Here is a 19,351-nt window from a genome sequence, read left to right on the forward strand (position 1 = left end):
TATGTTCATTCAACCAAATAATTCTATGGTTGTTTCTCCACAGGGCCACAGCCGCCGATCATTTTAGAAATAGAAAGAGCAGGGGTGAACCAATAGTCATAGCTACAGTTTTTTGCTTTGTTATCAATGTGTCCGCTGCATGCGGTCAGTGTTGAAAGAACTGCGGCGACAATGGCAATTTTAATCAGGTTGTTCATTAGATATTCCTTATCTTAAATGCGTATTGATAGTTTTTAAATATATTCCACTTGGATGAAAATTATAAATATAAACTAGGCTGTAAAATAGAACGGCTGCACTATAAGTTATAAAAAATATACTGACAAGTTAATTGGCTATTTAATTACTCTATAAGTAATGAAAGCTTATTTAAGCAAAGTTAAACTGTTATGAATATGATGCTGTTTATAGATTGGTATGTGCTGATTAGCCTAAAATTAATATATCCTCCTAAATATAAAGGAGGATATATTTTTAGTGAGTCTAAAGTAATTATTTTAATTTTGGCTATCAATAGCGTTTAGTCATTTCTGAAGTTATAGGTAAAGGTGGCGCTAAAACGCCAATCTCGACGATTGCTATCGCTGGGGAGGTCAGCAATCGGACGTGCGCCTTCAAAGGTCAATGAGTAATGCTTGTTATCACCCAACATAACACCAACGGCATAGGAGGCAAGGTTCTGAGTGGGCAGGCCGCTTTGGTTAAACTGGGTATGTGCCGTATCCATCAACACATAAGGTTGCACGGTCTTTAGCCATTCTCCCTGTTCTCTATTATGCAGATAGCGCATTTCTATTTGTCCCCCATAGCCATAATCGCCGCTGGCTTCGCCATCTGGATAGCCTCGGCCATAGCGCTGTGCACCAAATGAGACTCGCTCTGGTTCAGGTAGCGTGTTATCGGTCCAATCACCTTCAAGCGAAGTGCTTAAGCGCCACTTTTTATCAAACAGATAAGCCGCTTCTCCATTCCATCTATAGCTCGTAAATGATAGGTCTGCGGGGGAATTGGTATTGGTTGCGCCGAAGTCGTTAATGCCTTGCCGTATACCAAATCGCGTACTCCAATAGGACTGGGTATATTCACGATAGCCGTTGAGAGAAAATTCTGCCGCTGGATAGCGTGTATGGAAATTGGCATCGGGCAAGGCAGCCTGCTGGGTCGCATTTCTGACCCGCAGTTTGTAGTCGTAGCGTTTGTCGAGATAGTCGAGTTCACCATTCACGGTCCATTGCTGCTGACGAGTTAGCATCAATGGATAACTGAATGCGACGCCTCCGTTGTACTGCGTCTGTTTCTCTTTAGCATCAAGAGAAACACCGTTGCTTGTTGTAAGAAGCGTGGTGTAATCGTCAGGATTTTGTTGAACAAAGCTCCCTTTGAGCTGCATAAGCAGCCCGCTGTCGTTGACATATTGCTGATAGTTCAACCCTAGCAGGCTTTTGCGTGTGCTTTTATCGAGTGGGACTAATGTCGAAACGGCAAGCTGTTCGCCATAGTTGCTAAATCCGCTGAACGTGGCGTTCACGAAAGCGAGGCTTTCGCCTTTACGTGAGTCGAATGTGGTATTGACATCCCAGTTGCGTGGGTGCTTCGCGTCGACAACCATTTCTGCTGCGCCAAAGATATTATTGGGCGGCGCGGCGCTGGCGGTGACTTTGGTATCAGGGGTTTTCGACATCAAAATGCTATAGCGCTCAAAGGTTTTCTGTGTGAGCGGCTTCTCTTCCATGATGCGTTTTGACAGTTTTGTCAGCCAGCCGCCAACGGCCGCGTTATCGCTTTGAATTCTTGTATTAGCAATATAGCCTTCGACCAGACCAACCTGCACGTTACCGTTGTGAAAATTATCAGCGGGAAGATAGGCATAGGAAAGAACATAGCCGTCTTTTTGATATCTCTGGGTTATGGTGTTGGTGATGGAGATAAGTGTGCTCAAAGGCACTTTCTGACCAATAACCCCGGTATAAGGCTGAATCAATTCCTGTAACGGATAGCGGGTTCCACCAATAAAAACGATATGCCTCACATCAATCAGCGTATTCGGTGTGAGCGTAGGGATGTTGTTTGAAGGGGAGGAGACTTTGGGAACATCGACCTTTGAAGGCTGAGGGAGCGGTTTTCCTGCCTGAGTTGCTAGTTTTGTTGGATTATTAGGATCGATAAAAGCAGGAAGTATTTCCGCAAAGCTGCTGCCAATCGTCATACCAGAGAGTACAACGGCCAGAGTTTTTAATTTCATAGCGGGTTCCTTATGAAGAAAAATCAAAGAAACTCAACGAGCAAATTGGCGATCCCGGACCGCTTGGCAATAAACCTACGGGATCGCCATAATAACTTGATATGTTATTTATTCTTAGGTGTGAGTAATCCAGAGACTCCACCCAATAACCCACTAGAGCCGTTATTGCTTGTTGCACCAGAGGCTCCGGTTGTCGAAACCCCAACCCCAGCCCCAGTGACGCTCGTTACTCCAGAGGTTATACCGCTTACCGTGGTGATTAATCCGCCACCTAAGCCAGCACTGCCAGCAGGCGTTGTCGCTGAAACTCCAGCGCCTAAACCTGCCGTGATCGAACCAAGGCCACCAGCGCTACTGCCAGAGGTCGTTGGCTTCACTAACCCACCGCTATCGGTCACCGCATTACCCACGCTTGTTACTGCTTGGCCAGCACCATTTAAGGCAGGGACACTGGTGCTCAGCTGTGAGCCAGCGCCGCTGACACCGTTTCCAACGCTGGTAAGGAGCCCATTCACCGGTGTGCCAAGTCCAGTGGCTCCGCCAACGGTCTGCGTTACGGTTTGAGTCTGAGAAAGTACAGGATTTACCACGCTAGTTACGCCGGTAGTTGTGCCGGAAAGGGCTCCCGTTTGTACGCTGGTCGTCAACCCGTTACTGACATTGGTGACAAGACCTCCGGTTCCGCTTACTAAGCCACCTGCGGTTTGTGTCACACCATTGAGCGGTGTGTTACCACCTAATGCACTGACATTGTTGCCAATGCCTGTGACACCTGATCCGACGTTACCGGTAGCTTTCGTGACACCAGCGACGGTTGTCCCTAATCCGTTGGCATTTGAACTGTTACCGAGCCCGTTTTGTAAACCAGAACCAATATTAGAGACAGCGCCGCCGCCGGTGCTGGTGACTATCTGCACCGTAGATGTCACTGGGTTATTGGCGGGCAGAGGAAGCTGAGTACCCAGCGAACTAATCTGGCTACCTACGCCGTTGAGAGCACCGCCAGTATCTTTGATAATATTAGCCGCTGCCGTTTGTGAGGATGAACCTCCGCCGGTTCCACCACCAGAACCTCCGCCGGTTCCGCCACCAGAGCCTCCGCCGGTTCCGCCACCAGAGCCCCCGCCGGTTCCGCCACCAGAGCCCCCGCCGGTTCCACCACCAGAGCCCCCGCCGGTTCCACCACCAGAGCCTCCGCCGGTTCCGCCACCATCAGACCCACCGCCAACGGTGCCGGGAGAACCATTTTTTGCCGTATTGTGCGAGCCACCGCCGCCGCCACTACAGGCAGCAAGCGACAGCGCTAAAATTATTGCCACCCCAATGGTACTTAGGCGGCCAAAAGTTTTCTGGCTCATAGGATGACTCCGCAGATGAAAACGCCAAAGCGGCGTAATTCAAGTGTAAGAGTTAGAATTATCCTACGCCATGTGAAGGAATCCTTTATTTTCTTCTGTGATGAATAATATGAATTTTTAGTTTTTAATTGATGTGAAGCCTTGAGCTTGCTGCTCTCAAGGCTTTATTTGGATGCGGGGTTTTGCGGAGGTATTAATCCAATTATCTGACAATAATTAAGATTTATTTATTAGTTGTCCCACTGAACCAATTCAGTTTGTCGCGCAGGGAAACGACAGCACCAACGATAATCAGGCTTGGACTTTCAACCTGTTGTGCCAGCTCACCTAAAGCAGCAAGTTCGCCTGTGACCACTTTCTGCTGCACTGAAGTACCGTTTTCCACCAAGGCAACAGGCATGGACTCGCTCATTCCGTGTTTGATTAACTGTGTCTGGATTTCAGTGGCTTGGCTCAATCCCATATAAAACACTAAGGTTTGTTTTTCAGCCGCTAAATTTGCCCAGTCGAGCGAGGTATCTTTTTTGGCATGGCCGGTAACCAAACGCACGCTTTGAGCGTAATCACGATGGGTGAGTGGAATGCCACTGTAGGCTGAACAGCCGGACGCCGCAGTAATCCCGGGAACGACGGAGAAGGCAATGCTGTCATCTGCTAGCACTTCCAGCTCTTCGCCTCCGCGACCAAAAATAAAGGGATCGCCACCTTTTAATCGCACCACGCGTTTGCCATTGCGGGCGTTGCGCAGCAGGATTTGGTTGATTTCATCTTGAGGTACGCAGTGGAAACCCGCGCGTTTGCCCACGAAAATACGTTCAGCGTCACGGCGGACTAAATTCATGATGTCGTCAGAAACCAGACGGTCATAAACCACGACGTCAGCCTGTTGGATCTGCTGCAAGCCTTTCAGCGTCAGTAGCCCTGCATCCCCTGGTCCAGCGCCGACAAGAACCACTTCGCCACGCTGCTCCAATGGTTGTTCAAACAGATCGGTAAGATGCTTATCGACCATCTCGGCGTCTTGGTTTGCCAAAGACTGAGCAAGACGATCGTGCGCGAACAGGCGCTCCCAAAAACGCCTGCGTAGCGTAATCGTTGAGAATTTATCTTTCACCTGCTGGCGTAGGTCACCGGCAAGGCGGGCTAGCTGACCCAAATGCTGAGGCAAAATAGCTTCAAGCTTTTCACGTAGCAATCGAGCAAGTACCGGCGATTTACCGCCTGAAGAAACCGCCACCATCAGCGGGGAGCGGTCGATGATAGAAGGCATGATGAAACTGGCACGTTTAGGGGCATCGACCACGTTGCAGAAGATCTGACGCTCACTGGCTTGCTGATAGACAAGATCGTTAACGTTCTCATCATCGGTTGCAGCAATAACCAGCCAAACGCCTTCCAACAGCGCGGGAGAAAATTCGCCATGTGCCTGTTTTAGCTTGCCATCTTGTGCCCATAGATCAAATTGTGGGGTGAACTCTTTGGCGTTAACCATGATATCTGCCCCTGCATCCATCAGCAGTCGTGCTTTGCGTTCAGCGACTTCGCCACCGCCGACGAGCAGGCAGGCTTTTTGCTGCAGTTGACAAAAAATCGGTAAATAGTCCATCCAACAATCCTCACTACGGAAATTTGCTTCGGCAAAAAATAGCGCACCGCCTGAGCGATGCGCCATAAAATCATTAAGCAGTCTGATTTTTTTGTGCCGCGGCTTCCGTTACCGGGCGCTGTGCGCGCGGCGTTGCATACCAGTAGCCAAGGCCCATAAAGACCGCACCGGATAATGTATTACCCAGAGTTACCCACAGCAGATTATGGCCGATACCGCTCAGGGTAAAGGATTCGCTGTGGTTGCCGAGCCAAGATAGGGCAAAAAGGGTCATGTTGGCAACCGAGTGCTCGTAGCCAGAGGCGATAAATGCGAGCAAACACCACCAAATGGCCAAGAATTTGCCAGCACCTTCAGTGCGTAGCGCCATCCAAATCGCTAAACAGACCAGCCAGTTACACAGCGCGCCTTTGAAGAACAGCACGGCAGCGGGTGCCGTGGTTTTCGCCAGTGCGGCGGTGTGTACTAAGCTGCTATCGACAGGCAGTAAACTTCCGCCACCGTAATAATATAAAACGGCAACGAAGATTGAACCGATCAGATTGCCCAACCACGTTTGCGGCAGAATGGCTAACCACTGGCCTCCGCTAATGGTGCCTGCTTTAACGCCCAGCGTGAGGAACATGGTGTGGCCGGTAAACAGCTCAGAACCGGCAATGATCACCAGCGTTAAGGCGATACCAAACGTTGCGCCCATAAGCAAAGGACGCAGCGCGGGTTCAACCATATTGCCGAGCGTGAAGATCAGAATGATGCCGAGGCCAACATAAGCCCCCGCCATCGCAGAGCTAATCCAAAATCCAAACGGGTTATCTTTGTTCAGGCGAACAATGCGTGCCGCATTGGTTGCGCATTTATTGATGGTGTCGGTAAACATACTGGCTTCCATGATTTAAGGTTAAAAAACGAATTCTTGAATGTCCCCCTCATTTTCCCCCTTGCAGAGGAAAGCGTTGCGCACCGTTTACCTGCCCTCATCTGGGTAAGAGAGGGCAACTATTTATGTTTCGGTATGGCACCGTCTGTCCCTCCCCCTGAGAAGGGGGAGGTTAGGAGGGGGATTTTGCGATGATTAATCCGCCGAACGTACCTGCACAAACCCATCAACCAAACGGGTTGCAAAATGCGGCACGGAATGGGCTTCGTCTTCGAGGCAAAGTCCATCTACCAAGCGGAAATGCTGCTTTTTCAGCGGGCTAGCAACCCACAGCTCGCCCTGATGTTCAGCAATCAATCCACGAGATAGCACGCTTGAACCGGCAAAAGGATCGATATTGGAGATGGCAAAAACCTGCTCATCTTGGTAAGGACGGAACACCGCGACCTGATGAGTCCCCACCAAAGCGCACACGCCGGTGCCGGGCAGAATATCGTTTAACGGGCAAACATTAATCCACTGGCTCATGCGTTAGCCTCCTCGGTTGCGATCAGGGTGACAGGAATACGCTCGTCTGGGCGTGCAGGACGATGCTGAGCGCGTTCAGACACGATCTGAACGTTAGGGTCACGTTGATCGCTGTTGATGAAGTGAGCGAAGCGTACCTGTGCTTCTGGGGTGTTTACGGTTTCAGTCCATTCGCAGATTACTTTTTCGCGCAGGCGGGCAATTTCTTGCTCCAGCAAGGCATTCATCCCGAGTTTATCGTTGATGATGACGGAACGCAGGTAGTCGATACCGCCTTCCAAGCTTTCTAACCAAACAGATGTACGCTGTAATTTATCGCCGGTACGGATGTAGAACATCATGAAGCGATCGAGGTATTTGATCAGCGTTTCGCGATCGAGATCGGCAGCCAGCAAATCACCATGGCGTGGTTTCATCCCGCCGTTACCACATACGTAGAGGTTCCAGCCATTTTCGGTGGCGATAATACCGACGTCTTTGCCCTGTGCTTCTGAACATTCACGCGTACAGCCGGAGACACCGAATTTCATTTTGTGCGGTGTACGAATGCCTTTGTAGCGGTTTTCTAATTCCACGCCGAAGCCAACGCTGTCGCCTACGCCGTAACGACACCAGGTGCTGCCGACGCAGGTTTTTGCCATGCGCAGTGCTTTGGCATAGGCGTGACCCGTTTCAAAGCCTGCTTCAATCAACTTGCTCCAGATCGCGGGCAAATCGTCTTTCTGCGCGCCAAACATACCGATACGCTGTGAGCCGGTGATTTTGGTATACAGGTTGTATTCGCGTGCGATCTGGCCGATGGCCAGCAGGCCTTCTGGGGTGATTTCACCGCCAGCAGAACGAGGGATCACCGAGTAGGTGCCGTCTTTCTGAATATTCGCAAGGAAGTTGTCATTGGTATCCTGCAGCGGAGTGAGCTCCGGTTGCAGAATGTAGTCGTTCCAGCATGACGCCAGCAGAGAGCCGACCGTTGGCTTACACACTTCACAGCCGTAGCCTTTGCCGTATTTTTCCAGCAGCTCGTTGAAGGATTTAATCTCTTCGACGCGGATGAGGTGATACAGCTCTTGGCGCGAATAGGCAAAGTGTTCGCATAGGTGGTTATTGACTTCAATACCTTGCTTCGCTAACTCGGCGTTAAGCACCTGAGTCACGAGCGGAATACAGCCGCCGCAGCCGGTACCGGCTTTCGTTGCCGATTTAATCGCTGCAACGGTATGACAGCCCGCGTTGACCGCTTTGATAATGTCGCCTTTGCTGACGTCAAAGCAGGAGCAGATCTGCGCCGTTTCTGGCAATGATTCCACGCCGATAGCCGGTTTACCTTTGCCCGCGTGTGCAGGCAGGATCAGGCTGTCTGGGTGTTCTGGCAGTTCAATATCGTTGAGCGTGAGCTGAAGCAGATTGCCATAGTCGCTGGTATCGCCCACCAACACCGCGCCGAGCAGGCGTTTGTTGTCGGCGCTGACGATAATGCGTTTGTAGATTTCTTGGCTTTCATCAAGATAAACGTAGCTGCGAGCGCCTTCGGTGCGGCCGTGTGCATCACCGATGCCGCCGACGTCTACGCCCAGCAGTTTCAACTTGGCGCTCATATCTGCGCCGTGGAAGCCGTTTTCGTTGCCAAGCAGGTGGTCAACGGTGACCTGAGCCATCTTGTAACCAGGAGCAACCAAGCCGAAAGTACGGTCGTTCCATGATGCGCATTCGCCGATAGCGTACACGTCAGGATCGGAGGTTTGGCACTGATCGTTAATCACGATCCCGCCGCGACGCGCAGTGGCTAAGCCACATTGATGCGCCAGTTTATCCTGCGGGCGGATACCGGTTGAGAAAACGATGAAGTCGATTTCAAGCTCGGTGCCGTCGGCAAAGCGCATGGTTTTACGCGCTTCGCTGCCGGAATGAATGATTTCTTGGGTATTTTTGCTGGTATGAACGCGCACGCCCATACGCTCGATTTTTTCACGCAGTTGCTGGCCGCCCATCGGGTCGAGCTGCTCAGCCATTAATACCGGTGCAAATTCGATAACGTGAGTTTCAACGCCCAGATTTTTCAGCGCACCAGCGGCTTCTAAGCCGAGAAGGCCGCCGCCGACCACGGCACCGCGTTTGCTACGGCGTGCACAGGACTCAATGGCGTTAAGATCTTCGATAGTACGATAAACAAAGCAATCCTGACCTTCGCTGCCTTTGATTGGCGGGATCCACGGGTATGATCCGGTTGCCATAATCAGCTTGTCGTACTGGATAGTACGGCCAGAGTTGGAATAGATGATTTTCTCACTGCGATTGATCGTAATCGCACGTTCACCGACTAGCACGTTGACGTTGTGCTTTTGGTAGAAGCCTTCTCGAACGAGCGACAGCTCTTCGGCGGTGTGATGTGAGAAGTAGGAAGAAAGATGAACTCGGTCGTAGGCGACACGAGGCTCTTCACAGAAAACGGTAATCTCAAATTGATTCGGTTCAGCCTTTTCTAATAGTTCTTCGATGAAGCGGTGGCCGACCATCCCGTTACCGATAATGGCGAGTCTAATTTTGCTCATTTTTGCCTCAAATTTTAAAATCCTACGCCTACCATAATCCTCCGTAGTTTGTACTTATTGATGTAAATCAATTTGACCCCTATATACCTCTAAGGTGGTAGTTATCTGATTTTATTGATATTTTGTTAAGTTGCGGATTTTTCGCAACTTTGGCTGAAACGTGTCAGTTTGATAATAAAAGAGCCATGAAAAGTGAAATGCTATTTTGTTTTATTTTTAAGCAATCTTGAAAGTGGAGCGGTTCAATGATGAGAAATATATAAAATTTTTATTACCCATACGAAAACGATTGCTTTTTGTAGGCAGAGGAATAGAATGCGGCGGATTTTTTGGCCTGAAAACAGCGAAAGGAGGAATGTCGTGTCGCAAGATAACAACTATAGTCAGGGGCCTGTACCGCAGTCGGCGCGGAAAGGGGTATTAGCATTGACGTTCGTCATGCTGGGATTAACCTTCTTTTCTGCCAGTATGTGGACCGGAGGTGCTCTCGGAACCGGTCTTAGTTATCATGATTTCTTCCTCGCAGTACTCCTCGGTAATCTTCTTCTCGGTATTTACACTTCTATTCTCGGTTACATCGGCGCTAAAACTGGCCTCACCACACATCTTCTTGCGCGATTCTCTTTTGGTGTTAAAGGCTCTTGGCTGCCATCACTGCTGCTGGGCGGAACGCAGGTAGGGTGGTTTGGAGTCGGCGTGGCGATGTTTGCTATTCCGGTAGGAAAAGCCACCGGGCTCGATATCAATTGGCTGATCGCGATTTCCGGGTTGCTGATGACGGTAACGGTGTTCTTTGGTATTTCAGCGTTAACGGTGCTTTCGGTGGTTGCGGTTCCGGCTATTGCTTGCCTGGGGGGCTACTCAGTTTGGCTCGCGGTGCACGGCATGGGGGGGTTAGATGCGCTGAAATCTGTGGTTCCGGCTGAGCCTTTAGATTTTAACGTTGCTTTGGCGCTGGTGGTGGGCTCTTTTGTCAGCGCAGGAACGTTAACCGCTGACTTTGTACGCTTCGGGCGTAATGCCAAAATGGCGGTGCTGGTTTCGATGGTGGCATTTTTCCTCGGTAACTCTTTGATGTTTATTTTTGGCGCGGCCGGTGCGGCGGCATTGGGCATGGCGGATATCTCTGATGTCATGATTGCTCAAGGTCTGTTGCTGCCCGCCATTGTGGTGCTGGGGCTGAATATCTGGACCACCAACGACAATGCGCTCTACGCCTCGGGCTTGGGTTTTGCCAACATTACCGGTATGTCGAGTAAAACGCTGTCGATCATTAACGGCATCATCGGCACTATTTGCGCGCTGTGGCTGTATAACAATTTTGTTGGCTGGTTGACGTTCTTGTCTGCGGCTATCCCACCGGTTGGCGGCGTTATCATCGCTGACTACCTGATGAACCGTCGCCGCTATGAGCACTTTGCTACCGCGCGTATGATGAACGTAAACTGGGTGGCTATTCTGGCCGTCGCGCTGGGGATTGCCGCCGGCCATTGGCTGCCGGGTGTGGTTCCGGTGAACGCGGTGCTGGGCGGAGCGCTGAGCTATCTGGTGCTTAATCCAATTCTAAATCGTAAAACTGCAATGACAGCAGGATCAACAATAACAAATGCGGAGGCAAACGGTGCCGAATAACACATTACAGGCGGTGATTAACGCTCGCTTAGCGGGGAAAGAAGGGCTCTGGCAGATCCATCTTGAAGACGGAAAAATAACGTCAATTGAAGCGCAATCTGACGTGATGCCTGCTTCAACGAAATGTTTGGATGCTGAGCAGGGCTTAGTGTTACCGCCTTTTGTTGAGCCACATATTCATCTGGATACCACCCAAACGGCGGGACAGCCAAGCTGGAACCAGTCTGGAACCCTGTTTGAAGGTATTGAGCGCTGGGCCGAGCGCAAAGCGCTATTGACCCATGAAGATGTAAAACAGCGCGCATGGCAAACCCTGAAATGGCAAATCGCCAACGGTATTCAGCATGTGCGTACTCACGTGGATGTTTCTGACGCCACGCTAACGGCGCTGAAAGCGATGTTAGAAGTGAAGCAGGAAGTGGCTCCGTGGGTTGATCTGCAAATCGTTGCTTTCCCACAGGAAGGGATTATGTCGTATCCCAACGGCGAGGCGCTGTTGGAAGAGGCGATGCGTCTGGGTGCAGACGTGGTTGGTGCTATTCCACACTTTGAATTTACCCGCGAATACGGCGTGGAGTCTCTGCATAAGACGTTTGCGTTGGCGCAAAAATATGACCGTCTGATCGACGTTCACTGTGATGAGAACGATGACGAACAATCTCGCTTTGTTGAAACGGTTGCCGCGCTGGCACACCGAGAAGGCATGGGCGCACGCGTAACCGCGAGTCATACAACGGCGATGCACTCCTATAACGGTGCCTACACTTCGCGTTTATTCCGCTTGCTGAAGATGTCTGGGATTAACTTTGTGGCGAACCCACTGGTGAATATTCATCTGCAAGGACGCTTCGATACCTATCCAAAACGCCGTGGCATTACCCGCGTGAAAGAGATGCTGGAATCCGGCATTAACGTTTGCTTCGGCCATGATGACGTGTTTGATCCATGGTATCCGCTGGGTACGGCAAATATGCTGCAGGTATTGCATATGGGGCTGCATGTCTGCCAGCTGATGGGCTATGGTCAAATTGACGATGGTGTGAATTTGATTACCCACCACAGTGCGAAAACGTTGAATCTAACGGATTATGGTATTGCGGCGGGGAACAGTGCGAATCTGATCGTATTACCGGCAGAGAGTGGTTTTGATGCGGTGCGTCGTCAGGTTCCTGTTCGCTACTCCGTTCGTCACGGCGCAGTGATTGCCTGCACCCAGCCAGCGAAAACCACCCTGCATTTAGGGCAGTCTGAAACCGTCGACTTTAAACGTTAATCGCGTTGTTGCGGCAATAAAAAACCGGCCCTGTTATAGGCCGGTTTTTTTTATCAGGAAGAACCCGATTTATTTAGTGCTGTGACCGTGCAGGCGGTGACGCGTCACGAAGCCCAACAGTAAACACATCACGAAGACCACAAGGTACAAGCCATTGGCTGTTGCCAGCGCTGCGTGAGCACCGCTTTTTGCCACGATTGGGCCAGTCACAATGAAGGTCAACATGGTACCGATGGTGCCGCAGGTCAGAATGAAGTTCACCAGCTTTGGTGAAGATACTTTGGTTTGCAGCGAGCCCAGCGTGATCAGCGTGGTGTAAATTGCGCTGCTGACAAAGCCCAGACCCAGAATGTACAGGCTCAGCATGCCAACCTGCTCGGTGGTGACGAACAGATACATCATCACGGTAGAGAGCGCAGCCAGAACGGTCACGATGCGTTGCAGATCGAAGAAACGCAGAATGAAGCTGAAGATCCACATCCCAACCATATAAGCAGTCCAGAAGTTACTGACTAATGCGCCAGCTTCTTCGATGCTCATGTTGAAATGTTTGCTGGCGTATTCTGGTACCCACTGGATAAAGCCCAACTGGCCGAGGATGTAGCACAGTGCGGCAATCGACAGGAAGAGAACGCCGATACCCCATTTCTCTTTTACTACAGGCTCGCTCTGGTCGTCTTTTTTCTGCCCCAAAATAGGGAAGTCAGACATCAGCGTCAGGACGAAAATGGCCAGATACAGCACGCCGATGCAGGCGTAAACCCAGTACCACGTCACGTGATTCGCCAGCAGCGTAGCGGCAACGATTGGGAATACCATCCCCGCCATACTGAAGAAGGAGTCGGTGAACAGCAGGCGTGAGCCACGCTGACGACCTTCATAGATATGGGTGATGAGGAAGGTACCGATAGACATGGTAATCCCGCTCACTACGCCCAGTACAAACATGCACAGGGAGAACATCACCAAGCTGTGGCCGACCATCAGGCCCGCAACGGCTAAGATCATCAGCACGAAGCCGAAAATCAGCTGGCGTTTAAGAGGGATAATTTCCATTAACCATGCGTTAAGGAAAATAGAGACCAAAATACCGGCATTAAGAAACGTAAAGGTGTTACTCATGCTGGAAATCGGCAGATTAAAGTATTCTGCGATATTGCCCATCACCATCCCGGTGACGATCACCAATGCACCGGTAAGCGCATAGGAGAAGAAACTGATCCATGTTAGGCGAATGCGGTTGCTGTTGGTCATAGCAAGGCCCGTGTCAGTAGTATTGAGAAATAGGAAAGTATTTACGAAGGATCAAACTAAGAATAATCGATCCCACAAGGCGGCGAATCCTAGCATAGTTGTAGGCGATTTTTGTGATATATGTCGATTTTTTGCTGTAACGATATGAATGAGTTTCTTACAAAAGCGATCTGAGTAGAAATTATTGCACTCAGATCGTCACTGATTACCTTTTGGCGGCAATGACCGAACCACGATCGATGATGGTAGGCATAAAAACTTCCGGTGTGCATTCGGGATCGATAAGGCGTTCGGTGGCGTGGCGAGCCATATCGGTGATAGGGAAATGAATACTGGTTAATGCAGGACGCACAAAGGCCGCCCGTTCGCCGCTGTCATAGCAAATCAGCGAGATATCGTTTGGGATCGTTAAGCGATGTTCGGTAATCGCCAGCAGTGCGCCAATCGCCATCTCTTCATTGCAGCAATAGATCGCGGTCGGTCGGCGGCTTTGCAAAAGTTTGTCCGCCATCTGATAACCGCTTTGCATATCATAGTCACCTTCTAAACAGGCCACGGGCAGCAGTCCGGCGGCGTTCATCGTATCGAGAAAACCTTGGCGGCGTAGCTGGCTGGAATGACGAGAGGAAGGGCCGCTGATACAGGCAATTTTTGTATGGCCTAAATCAATCAGCTGTTTGGTGGCCATTTGGCTGGCGCGGTGATGATCGAAGGCAACGCAGCGATCTTCAAGGCCTGGCACCAAACGATCCAAAATCATAAAGGCTTTGCCTTCTTGCGCCAGCGTGCAGAGTTGCTCATCGCTCAGCGCTCTCACGTGCAGGATCAGCCCATCACAGCGTAGGTTGTATAAACGCTGAATGGCCTGCCATTCGTTGTCAGCGCTATTTTTTCCCTGAGTCACCAGAAGCTGTTTACGGCGGCTTTCGGCTTCGCTTTGCACGTTATCCATCAGTGCGCCAAAAAAACCACCGCGATAAGAGGTTGTGACTAAGCCGATCGTTTGACTTTGGTTAGACGCCAGCGCCCGTGCGGCTGGGTGTGGGCTATAGCCTAACTCGGTGATGGCGGCTTCAACCATGAGACGCGTTTTTTCTTTGACGTTGCTATCGCCATTCACCACGCGTGAAACGGTGGCGCGAGAAACACCGGCAAATGCAGCAACGTCTTCAAGCGTCGTCATGGTCAAATTCCTTATGATGATGGGATCTAAAACCCTCCTTGCGGCGAAGCAACGAGGGGATTGCGGTTAATTAAATTGTGGCAGATACGCTTTGTTTACGGCTAGCACTTCATCCAATAAAGGTGAAGCCAGTCCGGCATCGCCAATTAATGGGTTGGTGACCAGCGCTAGCAGCGCAGATTTTCGGTCACCGTGTACGGCGGCTTCGATCGTCAGGCGTTCGAAAGACTTTACCTGTTGCGTGAGGCCAACCATGGAAACGGGTAGCGAACCGAATGCGAGCGGGTGCGCGCCCTGAGCATCTACGATGCAGTCGGTTTCGATAACGGCATCGGCAGGCAGATCGTGAATGGCTCCACGGTTTGGCGTGTTGACGACTAAACGGGTGCCAAGATTATTGTGGATTGCACACATGAGCTCGAGCGCAACTTCTGAATAAAATGAGCCGCCGCGGAAGCTTAACTGTTCTGGTTTATGGTCTAAATGAGGATCGGCATACAGCGCAAAGAGCGCTTTCTCGACTTCCATCACCTGTTCTGCGCGGGTGCCTTCGGCGCTAGCCTCGGTGATTTCATCTTTCAGCATCGTGCGGGTTCGGTAGAAATAGCGATGGTAGGGGCAGGGTATGGCACCTAGCGCGCGCAGAAACTCCGGCGGCCACGGCTCTTCTTTGATGTTATTCATGGTGAGTGCTGCGCCGTCGCAGAGCATGTCGATCACCCGTTGCGTCTGGTCTTGCCCATCAGCGGTGACCTGATGCACCCAAACCATATGGTTGAGGCCTGCGAAACGTAGCTGGACGTCTCGATATGGCCGTTGCAGCATTTTGGCAATCATGTGGTGCATGGTGACGGGAACGTTGCATAGGCCAATGATTTTGGCTTTGGTATAGAGAGAAACTGCTTCGGTAACGATGCCTGCTGGATTGGTGAAGTTAATGATCCAGGCATCGGGAGCCAGCTGTTCGACTTTGCGGGCGATGTTTAGCATCACCGGAATAGTGCGCAGCGCTTTGGCAAAACCGCCGACGCCGGTAGTTTCTTGCCCAATTAATCCAAACTTTAAGCCGAGACGTTCATCGGCCGCACGCGCCGGTAGCTGACCTACGCGCAGCTGAGTTAATACAAAACTGGCTCCACGAATGGCATCGTCGGGGGTGAAATGGACGCTGACCTTCACCTGCTCAAAGCCATTGCGCGCCAGCATTCGACGAGTGAGATCGGCAATGATCTCCACCTTGTGACGGCCTGCTTCAACGTCAACCAATGCCAGTTCAGACAGCGGAATTTGCTTAGCCCGCTGAATAATGCCTTCAACCAACTCCGGTGTATAACTACTGCCTCCGCCGATGATGGCAACTTTTATCGGGATCATGCGAGTTTCTCCGTTTTATCTGGCAATGAGGGTTTCGATGATCATCAGGACAACACGAGGAGCAGCGAGATAAATAGCGTTGGGGTTTATCACCCGCCTCATAAACCTGATAAATCAGATCGCGTATTTTGTGTTAATCATAAAATGAGAGCGCTCTCATTTAGGTTTAAGACTAGCAACTTCCATCAATTGGTTTGCGAGTCAGTTCGCAAAAATTCATTTTTGAATAATTAGGTGGAGGATGAAGTGTGATCTTGATTACAAAATTAGGTGTTTTTCGTCGCTAAGAGGCGGCATTTTTTCAGACTTATCCCATCGTTAAGTAAATGTGAGTAAATGGGTAGCTTATAGGCTGGCGCCTAATTAGAATCGATAAGTTAATTTGTTGTTCACCTGCTTTGAAAAAGCCCGCTGAGAAAGGATGTGTCATGTTCAAGAGAGTATTCGTCACCCTAACCGCGCTATTTTCGCTGACGGTATTGGCTCCGGCCGCATTGGCTGCCAACAGCCATGTTTTACTGTCGACGACCGCTGGTAATATTGAAATTGAGTTGGATAGTCAAAAAGCGCCGGTGTCGGTGAAGAATTTCCTCGACTACGTGAACAGCGGGTATTACAACAACACGATTTTCCATCGTGTGATCCCTGGTTTTATGGTGCAGGGTGGTGGATTTACTGCGGATATGCAGCAGAAAACCACGAATGCGCCAATCAAAAACGAAGCCGATAACGGTTTGCGTAACCTGCGCGGCACTATCGCCATGGCGCGTACCGCGGAAAAAGACAGCGCAACCAGCCAGTTCTTCATTAACGTGGCCGACAATGCCTTCTTAGACCATGGCCAGCGTGATTTTGGCTACGCGGTATTTGGTAAAGTGACAAAGGGAATGGACGTGGTAGACAAAATTGCTCAGGTACGTACTGAGAACGTCGGCCCATACCAGAATGTCCCTTCTAAGCCGATCGTAATTACGTCGGTAAAAGTACTGCCATAATCTCTGACATTCGGTTTGATGTTATGAGCTGAGATTCCCGCCGCTGTTGGCGGGAATTTTGTTTCTAGCGCTGCAAAAAATTCTTCAATAGCTGGTGGCCCTGCTCGCTTAAAATGCTTTCAGGGTGAAACTGCACGCCTTCAACGTCTAGAGTGCGATGTCGCACGCCCATAATCTCGTCGGGTTCGCCGTTGCGTTCACTCCACGCGGTGATCTCCAAGCAGTCGGGCAGCGTCTCTTTTTCCAGAATCAGTGAATGGTAGCGCGTTACCGTTAGCGGGTTGTTTAGGCCATGGAATACGCCGCTGTTGGTGTGGCGAATTGCGCTGGTTTTGCCATGCATGACCTGACGGGCGCGAACCACGTTAGCACCGAAAACCTGCCCCAATGCCTGATGACCTAAGCACACGCCTAACAACGGTATTTTCCCCGCAAAGTGTTCGATGGCGGCTAAAGAAATCCCAGCATCGTTTGGCGTGCAAGGCCCAGGTGATATCACCAGATGTGAAGGTGCCAGCGCTTCGATTTGCTCAAGCGTGAGATCGTCGTTGCGGCGGACGATGACGTCGGCGTCGAGTTCGCAAAAGTATTGGTAGAGGTTGTAGGTAAAGGAGTCGTAATTATCGATCAGCAACAGCATCAGAGGTTCGCTTTGTACGGAAATGACATCAGATGCCCCGATGATAAATCATGCGGGGCATAAGTAAGAGCATAAGAAAGCAGGGGGTTATTTACGCCCGCCCATAATCGAGCCTAAAACGCCGCGCAAAATTTGGCGGCCGAGCGAACTTCCTACCTGACGCGCCATGCTTTTTGCGGTGGTTTGTACCACGCCATCTTTCTTACCGCCGCGAGGACCGGTGGTGCCGAACAGAATTTCATTCAAGCTGCCCATCAATCCGCCGCCTTCTTGCGCGTTAGCTTCTGGTTTTTTCACGTCGTCAGCGCTGGCCTTTTCATCGCCGCTTTCCACCGTGCTGAAACCCTGCTGGGTGATTTTTTCATAGGCGGATTCGCGATCGACGGCTTCGTCATAGCGACCATATAACGGTGAATGGTTTAGAGCGTGATTCAACTCATCGGCGGTTAACGGTCCCATGCGGGATTCGGGGGCGATAACCATCGCGCGCTCAACGATGGTGGGACGGCCGCTTTCATCAAGGAATGAAACCAACGCTTCGCCTACGCCCAGCTCGGTAATAGCCTGCTCGGTGCTGAATTCGGGATTCGCGCGCAGGGTTTGCGCTGCGGCTTTCACGGCTTTTTGATCGCGTGGGGTAAACGCACGTAGCGCATGTTGAACGCGATTGCCCAGTTGGCCGAGAACATTGTCGGGGATATCCAGTGGGTTCTGGGTGACGAAATAGATCCCGACGCCTTTAGAACGGATTAGTCGTACCACCTGCTCTATTTTATCCAGCAGGGCGCTAGGCGCGTCGTTAAACAGCAAATGAGCCTCATCGAAGAAGAACACCAGCTTTGGTTGCTCAACGTCGCCAACCTCAGGTAGCTGTTCAAACAGCTCGGCCAATAGCCACAGAAGGAATACGGAGTAGAGCTTCGGCTGATTGATCAGTTTGTCGGCGGCCAGCAGATTAATAATGCCTTGCCCATTGGCGTCGCAGCGCATCAGATCTTTGATATCCAACATCGGCTCGCCAAAGAAATGATCGCCGCCTTGCTGATCCAGCGTCAGTAATCCGCGCTGAATCGCGCCAATAGACGCGGTAGAAATATTGCCATACTGGGTGGTGAACTGTTTGGCATTATCACCCACAAACTGCACCACGGCGCGAAGGTCTTTCATATCGAGCAGCAGCAGGTTGCTGTCATCGGCAATCTTAAACACCAGCTGCAACACGCCGGATTGCACATCGTTTAAATCCAGCAGGCGAGACAGCAACAGCGGGCCTAAATCTGACACCGTGGCACGAATAGGATGGCCTTTTTCGGCAAAAATATCCCACGGAATAATCGGACACGCCTGCGGCGACCAGTCGGTAACCTGCAAAGCATCTAATCTTTTCTGTAATTTATCGGAAGGCGTGCCGGCAGCGGCGATACCTGACAAGTCGCCTTTTACGTCGGCCAAGAAGACGGGAACACCAATACGAGAGAACTGCTCTGCCATTTTTTGTAGGGTCACGGTTTTACCCGTACCCGTTGCGCCGGTAATCAGTCCGTGGCGGTTGGCCAGCGCCGGAAGAAGTTGCAGCGTGACTTTTTGATTCTTAGCAATGGTAAGCGGAGCGCTCATGGTCAGTCCTTAAGTGAAGAGGCGGAACGTAACTTCCAAGTTCAAAGTATAAGCACGCTGAATCTTAGTCTCAACTTTAACCGTTGTTATTGAGCGGGGAGGTTTTAGCAAAACAAACGCAAATTACGGTTGCCATAAAATGATTTATTATGCATATTTTGTGATTATATTTTCATTAAATGGCTGGCAAATCGTTGTTGGCGATGTGAATAAGGTGGAAAAG

At 50.7% G+C, this 19,351-nt stretch carries 15 protein-coding genes; 3 read left to right on the plus strand and 12 right to left on the minus strand.

Going from position 1 to position 19,351, the window contains the following annotated elements:
* Positions 1–23: 23 nt before the first annotated feature.
* From DSM2777_RS23635 to nirB, 7 genes are all read right to left on the minus strand, one after another.
* Complete coding sequence (locus DSM2777_RS23635; RefSeq protein WP_064645381.1) at positions 24–197, minus strand: YhfL family protein; 174 nt, start codon at positions 195–197, stop codon at positions 24–26.
* Positions 198–520: 323 nt separating this feature from the next.
* The gene (locus DSM2777_RS04900) at positions 521–2,242 is read right to left on the minus strand and encodes a ShlB/FhaC/HecB family hemolysin secretion/activation protein (protein WP_061553320.1); all 1,722 of its coding nucleotides are present in this window, start codon (positions 2,240–2,242) and stop codon (positions 521–523) included.
* A gap of 104 nt (positions 2,243–2,346) precedes the next feature.
* Positions 2,347–3,600, minus strand: a complete 1,254-nt coding sequence (locus tag DSM2777_RS04905; protein ID WP_061553321.1) for a collagen-like triple helix repeat-containing protein — start codon at positions 3,598–3,600, stop codon at positions 2,347–2,349.
* A gap of 223 nt (positions 3,601–3,823) precedes the next feature.
* On the minus strand, positions 3,824–5,206 hold the full coding sequence (cysG, locus tag DSM2777_RS04910; RefSeq protein ID WP_061555331.1) for a siroheme synthase CysG: 1,383 nt from the start codon (positions 5,204–5,206) through the stop codon (positions 3,824–3,826).
* A 73-nt stretch (positions 5,207–5,279) separates the two neighbouring features.
* A complete protein-coding gene (gene nirC, locus DSM2777_RS04915; RefSeq protein ID WP_061553322.1) occupies positions 5,280–6,083 on the minus strand; it encodes a nitrite transporter NirC in 804 nt (267 codons plus the stop codon).
* Positions 6,084–6,278: 195 nt separating this feature from the next.
* The gene (gene nirD, locus DSM2777_RS04920; protein WP_025799268.1) at positions 6,279–6,611 is read right to left on the minus strand and encodes a nitrite reductase small subunit NirD; all 333 of its coding nucleotides are present in this window, start codon (positions 6,609–6,611) and stop codon (positions 6,279–6,281) included.
* On the minus strand, positions 6,608–9,160 hold the full coding sequence (gene nirB, locus DSM2777_RS04925; protein WP_061553323.1) for a nitrite reductase large subunit NirB: 2,553 nt from the start codon (positions 9,158–9,160) through the stop codon (positions 6,608–6,610). The genes nirD and nirB overlap by 4 nt, the downstream gene beginning before the upstream one ends.
* A gap of 360 nt (positions 9,161–9,520) precedes the next feature.
* On the opposite strand from nirB, the gene codB reads away from it, so the two are divergent.
* Both codB and codA read left to right on the plus strand, forming a co-directional pair.
* Positions 9,521–10,792 (plus strand): cytosine permease, encoded by a 1,272-nt coding sequence (gene codB / locus DSM2777_RS04930; RefSeq protein WP_046460051.1) that lies wholly within the window; start codon positions 9,521–9,523, stop codon positions 10,790–10,792.
* Positions 10,782–12,065 carry a cytosine/isoguanine deaminase gene (codA, locus tag DSM2777_RS04935; RefSeq protein WP_061553324.1) on the plus strand — a complete coding sequence of 428 codons (1,284 nt, stop codon included), beginning with the start codon at positions 10,782–10,784 and terminating at the stop codon, positions 12,063–12,065. The genes codB and codA overlap by 11 nt, the downstream gene beginning before the upstream one ends.
* A 69-nt stretch (positions 12,066–12,134) precedes the next feature.
* Here the strand turns inward: codA and tsgA are convergent, their stop codons facing one another.
* The 3 genes from tsgA to DSM2777_RS04950 form a co-directional block, all read right to left on the minus strand.
* On the minus strand, positions 12,135–13,319 hold the full coding sequence (tsgA, locus tag DSM2777_RS04940) for an MFS transporter TsgA (protein WP_025799261.1): 1,185 nt from the start codon (positions 13,317–13,319) through the stop codon (positions 12,135–12,137).
* Positions 13,320–13,524: 205 nt separating this feature from the next.
* The gene (locus tag DSM2777_RS04945; protein ID WP_061553325.1) at positions 13,525–14,502 is read right to left on the minus strand and encodes a LacI family DNA-binding transcriptional regulator; all 978 of its coding nucleotides are present in this window, start codon (positions 14,500–14,502) and stop codon (positions 13,525–13,527) included.
* 66 nt (positions 14,503–14,568) lie between these two features.
* A complete protein-coding gene (locus tag DSM2777_RS04950; protein ID WP_061553326.1) occupies positions 14,569–15,876 on the minus strand; it encodes a 6-phospho-beta-glucosidase in 1,308 nt (435 codons plus the stop codon).
* A gap of 428 nt (positions 15,877–16,304) precedes the next feature.
* On the opposite strand from DSM2777_RS04950, the gene ppiA reads away from it, so the two are divergent.
* The gene (ppiA, locus tag DSM2777_RS04955) at positions 16,305–16,871 is read left to right on the plus strand and encodes a peptidylprolyl isomerase A (RefSeq protein ID WP_025799256.1); all 567 of its coding nucleotides are present in this window, start codon (positions 16,305–16,307) and stop codon (positions 16,869–16,871) included.
* A gap of 64 nt (positions 16,872–16,935) precedes the next feature.
* Here ppiA and DSM2777_RS04960 read toward each other — a convergent pair whose 3' ends face one another.
* Positions 16,936–17,511: an aminodeoxychorismate synthase component II gene (locus tag DSM2777_RS04960; RefSeq protein WP_046360104.1), complete on the minus strand. Its 576-nt coding sequence runs from the start codon at positions 17,509–17,511 to the stop codon at positions 16,936–16,938.
* Positions 17,512–17,598: 87 nt separating this feature from the next.
* Entirely contained in the window at positions 17,599–19,128 is a 1,530-nt protein-coding gene (locus DSM2777_RS04965; protein ID WP_061553327.1) for a helicase HerA-like C-terminal domain-containing protein, read from the minus strand.
* Positions 19,129–19,351 lie beyond the last annotated feature (223 nt).

It is taken from the genome of Obesumbacterium proteus, from assembly GCF_001586165.1.
In the GTDB taxonomy this organism is placed as follows: domain Bacteria; phylum Pseudomonadota; class Gammaproteobacteria; order Enterobacterales; family Enterobacteriaceae; genus Hafnia; species Hafnia protea.